The sequence below is a fragment of the Pseudomonas sp. WP18 genome, assembly GCF_036689585.1.
GTDB lineage: Bacteria > Pseudomonadota > Gammaproteobacteria > Pseudomonadales > Pseudomonadaceae > Aquipseudomonas > Aquipseudomonas chlororaphis_E.
This window is the reverse complement of sequence record NZ_CP144758.1, coordinates 2,313,249-2,324,414: the sequence shown is the minus strand read 5'-3', so window position 1 is coordinate 2,324,414 and position 11,166 is coordinate 2,313,249. Positions and strand designations below refer to the sequence as shown.

Here is an 11,166-nt window from a genome sequence, read left to right as displayed (position 1 = left end):
TCAATGGCCTCCCGAACGTCGATTGCGCCGTGACGACAGGCGATCGATAAACAGATTGACGCCAATGGTCAGGGTGCCGATGGCCAACGCCGGGATCACGATGGCCGGTGCGCCCTGGTTGAGGCCACCGATGTTCTCGCGCACCAGCGATCCCAGGTCGGCGTCCGGCGGTTGCACGCCGAGGCCGAGGAAGCTCATGCCGCTGAGCAGCAGGACGATGAAGCCAAAGCGCAACCCCAGGTCAGCCAGCACCGGGTTGAGCATGTTCGGCAGAATTTCCACACAGGCGACGTACAGCCGCCGCTCGCCCCGGGTGCGGGCCACTTGCACGTACTCCAGCGCCTCGATATTCACCGCCATGCTGCGGGCGATGCGAAACGCGCCCGGCGTGTAGCTCAGCACCGCCGTGCACACCAGCAGCGTCACCGACGAACCGAAGGCCGAGACCATGATCAGCGCCAGCATCTTGCTCGGGATCGAAATGAAGGCGTCCATCAGCCGACTGATCAGTTCATCCAGCCACTTGGGCGAGACCACTGACAGCAGCGCGCAACTGGTGCCGAGCCCACTGGCCAGGACCGCCGCCACCAGCGCCAGGCCCACCGTGAGGCGCGCGCCCACGAGAATGCGGCTGAGCATGTCGCGCCCCAGGTAATCGGTGCCCAGCGGGTAGGCCGCGCTGAAACTGTCGAAGATATTGTCGGAGACCACTTCGCCCACCGGGTGCGGTGCCAGCCAGGGGCCGAAGATCGCCACCAGCAGCCAGACCGCGCACATCACGGCGCCGATCAGCCCCAGCCAGGACGAACCGTGAGCGTCCTTGCCCAATGCCAGTGCGACCGCCGCCGTCGGGGATTTCACAATGGGATTGTTCATTGGTTTCTCAGCCTCGGATTGGAAAGGATCGCGCACAGATCGGCAATCAGCACCAACATCAGGTACGCCGTGCAGAACAGCATGGTGCAGGCCTGGACCAGCGCCATGTCACGGTTGGTCACGGCATCGACCATCAGGCTGGCGATGCCGGGGTAGTTGAAAATCGTCTCGACGATCACCACCCCGCCCAGCAGGTAGGAGAGGCTCAAGGCGATGGCGTTGGCGATCGGTCCAATCGCGTTGGGCAAGGCATGCCGCAGCACCACCCGCACCGCACTCACGCCCTTGAGGCGGGCCATTTCCACGTAGGGGCTGTCCAGTTGATCGATCACCGCTGCCCGGGTCATGCGCGCCATCTGCGCAACGATCACGCAGCACAGCGTCATCACCGGCAAGGCGTAGGTGCGCATGAACTGCCACGGCGAGGTGATTTCACTGGCGTAGGACAGTGCCGAAAGCCAACCCAGGTTCACCGCGAAAATCAGCACCGCCAGGGTCGCGACCAGGAACTCCGGCACCGCCACCATCATCAGGGTGAAGAAGCTCATGAAACCGTCGACGCGGCCACCACGCCACATCGCCGAGCCAATGCCCAGGATCAATGCCACGGGCACCGAGACCAGCGCCGTGGTGGCCGCCAGCATCAGCGTGTTGGGCACCCTGCCTGCCATCAGCTCGGTGACCGGCACGGCATTGGAGACCGACACGCCGAGGTCGCCACTGAGCAGGCTCGTCAACCAGTGCAGGTAGCGCAGCACGCCCGGCTGATCGAGGCCCATCTTCACCCGCAGCGCCGCGACCTGCTCCGGCGTGGCGAACTGTCCAAGGGCCTGTTGCGCCGCATCTCCCGGCAACACCGCCGTGATGGCGAACACCACCATCGAGACGATCAACAGCGTCACGATCGCGGCGCCTGCGCGCCGGCCGATCAGCCACAGTGTGCTGCTATTCATCACCCTGCCCTCCTGCCCGGTCACCCGGCCGATACCCGACGCTCATCAGGCGTCCAGCCAGACTTGCTCGGCGAACATGTAGCCCATGAAACCGCCCAGCGGGTTGGTGCCATAGCCCTTGACGCGCTGGTCGACGCCGTCGATGTTGCTGATGAACACCGGAATGCCGATGCCGCTGTGGTCGTGCACCAGGGTCTGCATGTCGGCGTACATCTTGCCGCGCTTGGCCTCGTCGGTTTCCCCCCGGGCCTGCACCAACAGTTGGTCGAACTGCGGGTTCTTCCAACCGGACTCGTTCCACGGCGCCGAGGACTGGAAGAACTGCGAAAACAGCATGTCGGCGTTGGGACGCGGGTTGATGTTGCCGAAACTCAGCGGGTGCTTGGCCCAGTGGTTGGACCAGTAGCCATCGCTCGGCAGGCGGTTGACGTTGAGCTTGAGCCCGGCTTCCTTGGCCGATTGCTGCAACAGCACGGCCACGTCCACCGAACCGGTGGCGGCCGGCGAGCACATCAACGGCATGCTGATGCTTTCCATGCCGGCCTTCTTGAGCAGGAACCTGGCCTTCTCCGGGTCGTAGACCCGCTGAGGCAGGTCGGCGTTGTAGAACCGTGCGCCGGGGGCGATGGGGTGGTCGTTGCCGACCCGGGCGAAGCCACGGAAGATCGCCGACTTGACCTGCTCGCGGTCCAGCAGCAGTTTCAGCGCCTCGGTGAACTCGGCGCTCTGGCCGGGCATCTGGTCCTGGCGAATGATCAGGTCGGTGTAGTTGCCCGACGGGGAATCCACCACACGATGGCCGCTGCTGTCCTTGATCCGCGTGGTCGAACGCGGGTTGACCTCGTTGATGATCTGCACGTCGCCCGACAGCAGCGCGTTGACCCGCGACGGCTCGTCGCCGATGCCGATGAATTCGATCTCGTCCAGGTACGGCAGGCCGGGTTTCCAGTAGCCGGTGTTGCGTACACCGATCGAACGCACCCCAGGCTTGAATTCCTTGACCTTGTACGGCCCGGTCCCGATGCCCTGGTTGAAGTCGCTGGTGCCCTCCGGGACGATCAGCAGGTGAGAAACGGCGAGGATCGACGGCAGTTCGGCATTCGGGCCGCTCAGGCGGATCTGCACCTCGTGGGTGCCGGTGGCCTTGACCTCGGCGAACTGCTCCGCCAGCGACATGACCTTGGAACCGGTGATCGGGTCTTTGTGGCGCATCAGCGAATACACCACATCGGCAGCGGTCAGCCCCTTGCCGTTGTGGAACGTCACTTCCTTGCGCAGGGTGACGACCCAGAGCGTGGCGTCGGTGGTGTCGATGCGTTCGGCCAGCTCCAGTTGCGGCACCATGTGGCTGTCGAAACGGGTCAGGCCGTTGTAGAACATGTAGTGACGTACGTAGTCGGTGGACGACGAGCCTTTGGCCGGGTCCAGGGTATCGGCGGTCGAGCTGGAGATGCCCGCGACGCGGATACGCCCGCCGGGCTTGCCTTTGCCGGGGTTGGCCTGTTCATCGGCGAACAACTTGCCAGCGGCGCCGAACAGGCTGCCGGCCCCCGCTGCCGCGACACCCGCCAGCCCCAGCATCTGCAAGGCGTGGCGACGCGACATGCCGCGGTTGAGCCCTTCGAAAACACGCAGACTTTCTGTGCCGGTAATCAACTGGCTGTCGATGCTGTTCTTATTGTCAGTCATGTCAGTTCTACCTTTCCAAGTGATAAGGGCTCGGTTGCGCACGGTTGACGCAACGTGAATGGAACGCCAAGCAACTTCATGAAACTCAGTGCAGGTAGTCCTGCAGCCGGTAGTACGCCCCCACCAACGGCAGGAACCAAGGCTTGCCGAAGTGGCCGGGGATGGCCGGCCAATCGAGTTCACGCCAAGGATTGGCCTCGGCCTTGCCGGCCATGACCTCGGCCATGACCTGGCCCATGTGCACCGACATCTGCACGCCATGGCCGCTGTAGCCCATGGAGTGGAACACCCCGCCATGCTGCCCGGCCCGGGGCAGGCGATCGGACGTCATGTCCACCAGGCCGCCCCAGCAATAATCGATCCGGGTGTTCGCCAGTTGCGGGAACATCCGCACCATCGCCGCTTGCAGCACCTTGCCGCTCTTGGCATCGGACACGCTGTCGGACATGGCAAACCGCGCGCGGCCGCCAAACAGCAGGCGATTGTCCGGCGTCAACCGGAAGTAATTGCCGATCATCCGGCTGGTGACATAGGAGCGCCGGGCCGGCAGCAGGCTGTCGATCAATGCGTCAGGCAACACCTCAGTAGCCACCACGAAGCTGCCCACCGGGACAATGCGCCGCCGATACCAACCCAAGCCGCCCTGCTGGCTGGCGCCGGTCGCCAACAAGACCTGCGAGGCGTGCAACGTGCCCTTGCTGGTGTTGACCCGATAGCCGCCGGCGCTGGCCTTCCAGTCCTTGACCGTGACGCCCTGGAAGATCAGCGCGCCGTGACGCGCCGCCGCCTCGGCCAGGCCGATCCCGAAGCGCCCGACGTGCATCTGCACGCCGTTGCGCTGCAACAGGCCGCCGTGGAACTGGCTGGAGTTGACCTCCGCCCGGGCCTCTTGCGCAGACAGCAATTGGACCTGGGCATCGACCTCCTTGCGAATCAGCTCGCAAGTGCGCGCCAACCCTTCGTAGTGCATCGGCTTGGCGGCCAGTTTGAGCTTGCCGTTGCGCTTGAGGTCGCAGGCAATCCCCTCCTGCTCCACCAGTGAAACGACGCTTTGCACCGCGCTTTCGTAGGCCTGGTAATAGGCACGCGCCTTATCGGCGCCAAGGCTGGCGGTGAGTGCGGCGTAGTCCTGGGCCACGCCGGTGCTGCAATGGCCGCCGTTGCGCCCCGACGCTTCGCCGATCACTCTGCCGGCCTCCAGCACTACCACGCTGGCGCCCTTCAAGGCCAAGGCGCGGGCCGCCGCCAGGCCGGTGAAGCCACCACCCACGATGGCGACGTCGACCTGCCCCGGCAACCCGCCGAGCTGGGCACCGGTGAACGCCGGTGCGGTATCGAGCCAATAGGACTCACTGCCCATGTCTAACCCCTTTGACCTTGAAGAATGCGTGCGCCTCAGAGCCCGACCAGGCCGGGCAAGCCACCGATATCGGCGATCTGGTGGTAGCCGTAGATGGCGTTGCCTGGTTGTTCATGGCCACGGGCGACGAAGGCTTTGTTCCTGATCTTCATGTCGTGGGCGGGCATCAGGTCGTAGCGGAAACTGGACGAGACGTGCAGCACGTCCTCCGGCCCGCAGCCTAAGTTGTCGAGCATGAATTCGAAGGCCGCCAGGCGCGGCTTGTAGGCCTGGGCCTGCTGGGCGGTGAAGACTTTATGAAAAGGCGCGCCGAGCTTGTCGACGTTGGACATGATCTGCTCGTCCATCGCGTTGGAGAAAATCACCAGGGGGATCTTGTCGGCGATCTTCGACAGGCCCGCCGGTACGTCGGCGTGCGGGCCCCAGGTGGGAACGGCATCGTAATAGAGCTGGCCTTCGCCCCGGTACTCGACGCCCCAACGCTTGCAGACCCGCATCAGGGCGGTCTTGATGATTTCATCATAGGGCCGCCAGTCACCCATCACCTGGTCCAGACGATAGGCGGCGAAGTCCGTGACGAACTGGTCCATCTGCCCGGCGCTGACACGGTCGGCAAACAGCTCGCGGGTCATGGTGCCCATCTGGAAATTGGTCAACGTGCCGTAGCAGTCGAAGGTGATGTACTTGGGTCGAAGAAAGCTCATGAGTGCGGGTCCTGATGATGGTTGAGGGCCTGACGTGGCAAACATTGCTGCGGGTCGTGAGGCGTCGCGGCATCGCTGCATCACGTTTTCATTACAACACCATGAGACCGTGGAAAAACGGTTAAAAATACTGGCCGCTTGGTACAAACCACCGTTTTGCGGGGCTCCCTCAGCAGACTTTGCGGGATGCTCCAGGCGTGGGCGCTGCACCCGTGTTTCTGAGGCTTTGCGGGCAGTTATGGTGCGCAAACCGGCGCTGCAAAGGGTGCTTTACGGCAGAATCTACGCCTGGAATAGGCAGTGCTGCCGGCTGTGTGGAATGGACGATCGCTTTCGCGAGCAAGCTCGCGCCCACAGGAGGTATCGGGTGTTGCTGCACTGGATGCACCCCACCAAACCACTGCGGGAGCGAGCTTGCTCGCGAAGGCGGTAGGCCTGTAGAACTCAGGCCTTCAATTCAGCCTCGAAGAAGCTCACCAAGGCCTGTACCCGTGCGCTGCGGAGCTTGCGCGAGGGCACCAGCAGGTTGATCGGGGCGCTGTCGAATTGCCAATCAGCGAGCACCCGCACCAGGCGGCCTTCGGCGATGGCTTTGCTGACGTCCCATTGCGAGCGCAGCACCAAGCCCAGCCCCTGCTCGGCCCAACGCCGGGCCACGCTGCCGTCGTTGCTCAATAGCGCGGGCTTGATGCGCAACGTCTTGCGCCCCTGCCCGTTGCGCAGATGCCACAGCGTGACGTCTTCATCGTTTTCCCGAATACAGATGCAGCGGTGTTCAGCCAGTTGCTCAGGTAACGCAGGCGTACCGTACTGCTCCAGATAGGCCGGACTTGCGCAGAGCCATCGATCATTCTGGGTCAGGGGCCGGGCCACCCACTGGCTGTCACTGAGGGCGCCGACGTGTATCACCGCGTCGCTGTCATGGCGATCAGGCCAGGGCGTTTCGCGCAAATCCAGGTGCAGGCACAGGTGCGGATGCAGCCGGGCGAAACGGGCCAGCAGCGGCGCGATGCGTTGTCGACCATAGCCGAACGGCGCCGCCAGCCTGAGGGTGCCGGCCAGCTGATCGTCCTGTTGCTTGAACGACTCGGGCAGCGCCTCCAACTGCTCCAGCAACAGCGCGCTCTGGCGCGAGAACCGCTCGCCGTCGGCGGTCAGGCTCAGGCGCCGGGCGTCGCGGTTGGCCAAGGTCAGGCCGAGCAGCGTTTCCAGCTTGCGCAAACGCATGGATAGCGCCGGAGGCGAGACATTGAGGGCCCTGGCGGCGGCACTCAACGAATCGGAACGCGCCAGCGTCACGGCCATGCGCAGGTCTTCGATGGCAATCATTCAATTCAACTTAATGATAGATGACGAAGCATTGAACCATAACTTCACGATGGCTGCGTAGAGTCGCCCTGTCTCCCCTCACCGAGTCCTGCCCATGCCTGCCTCCCTTGCCTTTCTCGACACCCCCGTTGCGCTCATCGATGTGCCGCGAATGCAGCGCAATATCCAACGCATGCAGCAACGCATGGACGCATTGGGCGTTCGCCTGCGCCCGCACATCAAGACCAGCAAATGCCTGCCCGTGGTCCAGGCACAGATCCAGGCCGGCGCCAGCGGGATCACCGTCTCCACCTTGAAGGAGGCGCAACACTGTTTCGCCAACGGCATCCAGGACATCTTCTATGCGGTCGCCATGGCTCCTGGCAAATTGCCCCAGGCCCTGGCCCTCAGGCGCAAGGGCTGCCAGCTGAGCCTCCTGGTCGACAGTCTGGCCGCCGCCCAGGCCGTCGTCGATTTCGGCGGGCACCACGACGAACGTTTCGCCGTCTGGATCGAGATCGATTGCGACGGCCATCGATCCGGCCTGCGGGTCGAGGACCCGTCGCTCGTCGACATCGCGCGGACACTCAGCGACGGCGGCATGCACCTGTGCGGCGTGATGACCCACGCCGGATCCAGCTACGAACTCGACACGCCCCAGGCGCTGCAAGCCTTGGCCGAACAGGAGCGGCACGCCTGTGTCAGCGCCGCCCAGCGCATCCGCGAAGCCGGCCTGGCCTGCCCGCAGGTCAGCATCGGCTCGACACCCACGGCCTTGTCGGCGCAGCACCTGGAAGGCGTCACCGAAGTTCGCGCCGGGGTGTATGTGTTCTTCGACCTGGTGATGCACAACGTCGGTGTTTGCGCCGCCGACGAGTTGGCCCTGAGCGTACTGACCACCGTGATCGGTCATCAGAAAGACAAAGGCTGGATCATCACCGATGCCGGCTGGATGGCCATGAGTCGCGACCGGGGGACGCAGCGCCAACGGCGCGACTTTGGCTACGGCCAGGTGTGCAACGAGGCCGGCGACTGGATCGACGGCGCGCGGCTCACCGGCGCCAATCAGGAGCACGGCATCATCACCCTGGAACAGCCCGCAAACGTGGACATCACGACACGGTTTCCCGTCGGCAGCCGCCTGCGCATCCTGCCCAACCACGCGTGCGCCACGGGCGCGCAGTTTGCTCAGTACAGCGCCTGTGAGGCCAGCGGCGAAATCCAGACCTGGAGTCGCCTGCATGGCTGGTGAAATCGACTTGATTCATACCCCCCAGCCTGCCGCGCCGGGTAGGCATTACCCCCAGGCCGTGGTCCCGGTGCCGGCCCTGCATCTCGGTTACCTCATCGAAATCGAAGCGCTGGCCGGTGTCCCCGAGGGCACCTATTCACCCTCGCCCCATGGGCCCATCGAGCACACATCATGAAGCCACAAAAAAGCGATGTACTGATTATCGGCGGCGGCATCATGGGCTCGGCGTCGGCGTTTTTCCTGCGCCAGCGCGGGCGTTCGGTGACGTTGCTGGAACGCGACCTGATCGGCCAGTACGCCAGTGGGGTGAACTTCGGCAACGTGCGGCGCCAGGGACGATTCCTTGGCCAACTGGAGCTGTCCAACCGCTCCTACGGGTTATGGAAACGGCTACCCGAACTGATCGGCGACGACCTGGAATTCATTCCCAGCGGCCACATGCGCGTGTGTTATCGCGAAGACGAGATCGCCGAGCTGCAGGCCTACGCCGACGCCCCCGAGGCTCGGGCGCTGGACTTGCAGATCATCACCGGCAAGGCCTTGCACGAGCGCTTTCCCTTCCTCGGCCCCGAGGTCAAGGGCGGCTCCTACGCCCCCCACGACGGTCACGCCAATCCGCGCCTGGCGGCCCCGGCCTTTGCCCGCGCGGCAACCCGGGCCGGGGCCCACGTCCGCGAACGCACGGAAGTGGCCGACGTGCAAAAGGTCAACGGCGAATTCCACGTGACCACCACCGACGGCCAGCAGTTCATCGGCGAGCAGTTGCTGATCACGGCGGGCGCCTGGGGGGCCAGGCTGTCCGAACAGTTCGACGAAGCCGTGCCCCTGGAGCCCAACGGGCCACAGATGTCGGTCACTGAACCGGTGCCCTATGCGTTGCCGACAGTGATTGGAGTGTTCACCAAGATCAAGGAAGAAGTGATCTACTTCCGGCAGATCCCCCGGGGCAATCTCATCATCGGCGGTGGCAACCGCTGCAAGCCGGACATGATCAACCGTCGCGCCTACTTCCGGCCGGAAAGCCTGCTCAACCAGATGCACCAGATGAGTCGCCTGCTGCCGGGGGTCGGCCACCTCAACATCATCCGCGTGTGGAGCGGCATCGAGAGCTATACCCCCGACTCGCTGCCGATCATGGGCCCCAGCGGCAGGGTGCCGGGGCTGTTCTATGCCTTCGGGTTCTGCGGGCATGGTTTCCAGCTCGGCCCAGGCGTCGGCGATGTCATGGCCGAGTTGATCAGCACCGGCAGCACCGGCACCTTGATCAGCCCGTTCGACATCCGCCGCTTCACCGACCCGATGGCCCTCGCCACGCCGCTCTCGGCCAGCATCGCGAGCACCGGCAAGCTTGTCTGAACCGCCCAAGCCATCGGCTGACGACCCGAGGTTTTTTGCGCCATGAAACCTGCGTCGCTACGTTTTGCCCAGTCTGCCCGGCAGATACAGCAGATTATCCTTTGCCAGGCTCAACAACGGCACAAGCCATCGCAACGGCTTTGATAGTTTATTGATGAGAAACGGCATCGCGATCTGCTGCCGGCCATCGCATTACGCCCCATGGGAGCCCGTTGGATGACCACCCGATCTTCGAATAGCCCGCTGAAGCATGGGCAGTTTTACATCAACGGCGACTGGTCGTTTGCGGCCCACCCGGCCACGCTACCGGTGGTCAACCCGGCCACCGAAGCGGTAATCGCCGAAGTCGCCCGCGGTTCCAGCGAGGACGTCGACCGGGCAGTCGCCGCCGCCCGTGGGGCCTTTGCGGGGTGGGCCGCGACCCCGGTGGCCACGCGCGCATCGATCCTGGGCAGACTCCATGAGCTGATCCTTGAACACAAGGAGGCATTGGCCCAGACGCTCTCGCTGGAAATGGGCGCCGCCATCGGTTTCGCCCGGGCCATGCAGGTGCCGCTGGCGGCCGAACATGTCCGGGTGGCCCGTGACCTGCTCGCCACCTATGCGTTTCGCAAGGTCGAGAACGGCACCGCCATCGACCGCGAGCCCATTGGCGTCTGCGGCCTCATCACGCCGTGGAACTGGCCGCTGTACCAGATCACCGCCAAGGTCGCCCCGGCGATTGCCGCCGGCTGCACGGTGGTCCTCAAACCCAGCGAACTGTCGCCGTTGAGCGCCCTGCTCTTCGCCCAACTGGTGCATGACGCCGGCCTCCCTCCAGGCGTTTTCAACCTGGTGAACGGCAGCGGTGCCGACGTTGGCGCGGCCATGGCGGCGCATCCGGATATCGACATGATCTCCATCACCGGCTCGAACCGCGCCGGCGCGCTGGTGGCCCAGGCCGCCGCGCCCACGGTCAAGCGCGTCACCCAGGAACTGGGCGGCAAATCACCGAACCTGCTGATGCCGGACGCGGACGTGGCCAAGGCCGTGCCGCCAGGCGTGATGTCGGCATTTCGCAACGTCGGCCAGTCCTGCAGCGCACCGACCCGGATGATCGTACCGCGCAGTCGCCTGGCGGAGGTCGAAGCCCTCGCGGCCGCGACCGCCAACGCGATCATCGTTGGCGATCCGCAATCGGAAGCCACCGTCCTCGGCCCCATCGCCAACGAAGCGCAGTTCAACCGCGTGCAAGGCATGATCGCCCTCGGCCTGGAGGAAGGCGCAAAATTGCTGTGCGGCGGGCCAGGCCGCGTGCCCGGCTTTGACAAAGGTTTCTATGCCCGGCCGACGGTATTCTCCCAGGTGGACAGTGCCATGCGCATCGCCCAGGAAGAGATCTTCGGCCCGGTGCTGTGCATCATCCCCTACGACACGCTGGACGAAGCCGTCGCCATCGCCAACGACACCGTCTACGGCCTCGGGGCCCATGTCCAGGGCCAGGACCTCGACCAGGTGCGCAGCGTGGCGTCGCGCATCCGCGCAGGCCAGGTGCTGTTGAACTACCCGGCCTGGAATCCGATGGCGCCGTTCGGTGGCTACAAGCGCTCGGGCAATGGCCGCGAGTATGGCGTCCATGGGTTCGAGGAGTATCTGGAGACCAAGGCGATTGTCGGCTTCGGTTGATCG

The 11,166-nt window shown here is 64.6% G+C and carries 10 protein-coding genes; 4 read left to right on the top strand and 6 right to left on the bottom strand.

The window, feature by feature from the left end; translation table 11 throughout:
- From V5F23_RS10470 to V5F23_RS10445, 6 genes are all read right to left on the bottom strand, one after another.
- The gene (locus V5F23_RS10470) at positions 1-876 is read right to left on the bottom strand and encodes an ABC transporter permease (protein ID WP_042729086.1); all 876 of its coding nucleotides are present in this window, start codon (positions 874-876) and stop codon (positions 1-3) included.
- Positions 873-1,829, bottom strand: coding sequence for an ABC transporter permease (locus tag V5F23_RS10465; RefSeq protein ID WP_042729087.1), 957 nt, complete (start codon positions 1,827-1,829; stop codon positions 873-875). The genes V5F23_RS10470 and V5F23_RS10465 overlap by 4 nt, the downstream gene beginning before the upstream one ends.
- A gap of 45 nt (positions 1,830-1,874) precedes the next feature.
- The gene (locus V5F23_RS10460; protein ID WP_123578790.1) at positions 1,875-3,518 is read right to left on the bottom strand and encodes an ABC transporter substrate-binding protein; all 1,644 of its coding nucleotides are present in this window, start codon (positions 3,516-3,518) and stop codon (positions 1,875-1,877) included.
- Positions 3,519-3,603: 85 nt separating this feature from the next.
- Complete coding sequence (locus tag V5F23_RS10455; protein WP_042729089.1) at positions 3,604-4,878, bottom strand: FAD-binding oxidoreductase; 1,275 nt, start codon at positions 4,876-4,878, stop codon at positions 3,604-3,606.
- 35 nt (positions 4,879-4,913) lie between these two features.
- The gene (locus tag V5F23_RS10450) at positions 4,914-5,582 is read right to left on the bottom strand and encodes a haloacid dehalogenase type II (protein WP_212803634.1); all 669 of its coding nucleotides are present in this window, start codon (positions 5,580-5,582) and stop codon (positions 4,914-4,916) included.
- Between the two features lie 444 nt (positions 5,583-6,026).
- Positions 6,027-6,911, bottom strand: a complete 885-nt coding sequence (locus V5F23_RS10445; protein WP_042729091.1) for a LysR family transcriptional regulator — start codon at positions 6,909-6,911, stop codon at positions 6,027-6,029.
- Between the two features lie 94 nt (positions 6,912-7,005).
- Here V5F23_RS10445 and V5F23_RS10440 point away from each other — a divergent pair, with 94 nt between their 5' ends.
- The 4 genes from V5F23_RS10440 to V5F23_RS10425 all read left to right on the top strand — a co-directional run bounded on the left by V5F23_RS10440 (position 7,006) and on the right by V5F23_RS10425 (position 11,163).
- Positions 7,006-8,142: a DSD1 family PLP-dependent enzyme gene (locus V5F23_RS10440; RefSeq protein ID WP_042729092.1), complete on the top strand. Its 1,137-nt coding sequence runs from the start codon at positions 7,006-7,008 to the stop codon at positions 8,140-8,142.
- Positions 8,132-8,317, top strand: a complete 186-nt coding sequence (locus V5F23_RS10435; RefSeq protein ID WP_042729093.1) for a hypothetical protein — start codon at positions 8,132-8,134, stop codon at positions 8,315-8,317. Before V5F23_RS10440 ends, V5F23_RS10435 begins: the two co-directional genes overlap by 11 nt.
- On the top strand, positions 8,314-9,498 hold the full coding sequence (locus V5F23_RS10430; protein WP_042729094.1) for an FAD-binding oxidoreductase: 1,185 nt from the start codon (positions 8,314-8,316) through the stop codon (positions 9,496-9,498). The genes V5F23_RS10435 and V5F23_RS10430 overlap by 4 nt, the downstream gene beginning before the upstream one ends.
- Positions 9,499-9,714: 216 nt before the next feature.
- Positions 9,715-11,163 carry an aldehyde dehydrogenase family protein gene (locus tag V5F23_RS10425; protein WP_042729095.1) on the top strand — a complete coding sequence of 483 codons (1,449 nt, stop codon included), beginning with the start codon at positions 9,715-9,717 and terminating at the stop codon, positions 11,161-11,163.
- Positions 11,164-11,166: the final 3 nt, after the last annotated feature.

What these genes read in the sequence shown, in the direction of transcription:
- V5F23_RS10470 (WP_042729086.1), bottom strand. Translation starts at nt 876, where the DNA reads ATGAACAATCCCATTGTGAAATCCCCGACGGCGGCGGTCGCACTGGCA.
- V5F23_RS10465 (WP_042729087.1), bottom strand. Translation starts at nt 1,829, where the DNA reads ATGAATAGCAGCACACTGTGGCTGATCGGCCGGCGCGCAGGCGCCGCG.
- V5F23_RS10460 (WP_123578790.1), bottom strand. Translation starts at nt 3,518, where the DNA reads ATGACTGACAATAAGAACAGCATCGACAGCCAGTTGATTACCGGCACA.
- V5F23_RS10455 (WP_042729089.1), bottom strand. Translation starts at nt 4,878, where the DNA reads ATGGGCAGTGAGTCCTATTGGCTCGATACCGCACCGGCGTTCACCGGT.
- V5F23_RS10450 (WP_212803634.1), bottom strand. Translation starts at nt 5,582, where the DNA reads ATGAGCTTTCTTCGACCCAAGTACATCACCTTCGACTGCTACGGCACG.
- V5F23_RS10445 (WP_042729091.1), bottom strand. Translation starts at nt 6,911, where the DNA reads ATGATTGCCATCGAAGACCTGCGCATGGCCGTGACGCTGGCGCGTTCC.
- V5F23_RS10440 (WP_042729092.1), top strand. Translation starts at nt 7,006, where the DNA reads ATGCCTGCCTCCCTTGCCTTTCTCGACACCCCCGTTGCGCTCATCGAT.
- V5F23_RS10435 (WP_042729093.1), top strand. Translation starts at nt 8,132, where the DNA reads ATGGCTGGTGAAATCGACTTGATTCATACCCCCCAGCCTGCCGCGCCG.
- V5F23_RS10430 (WP_042729094.1), top strand. Translation starts at nt 8,314, where the DNA reads ATGAAGCCACAAAAAAGCGATGTACTGATTATCGGCGGCGGCATCATG.
- V5F23_RS10425 (WP_042729095.1), top strand. Translation starts at nt 9,715, where the DNA reads ATGACCACCCGATCTTCGAATAGCCCGCTGAAGCATGGGCAGTTTTAC.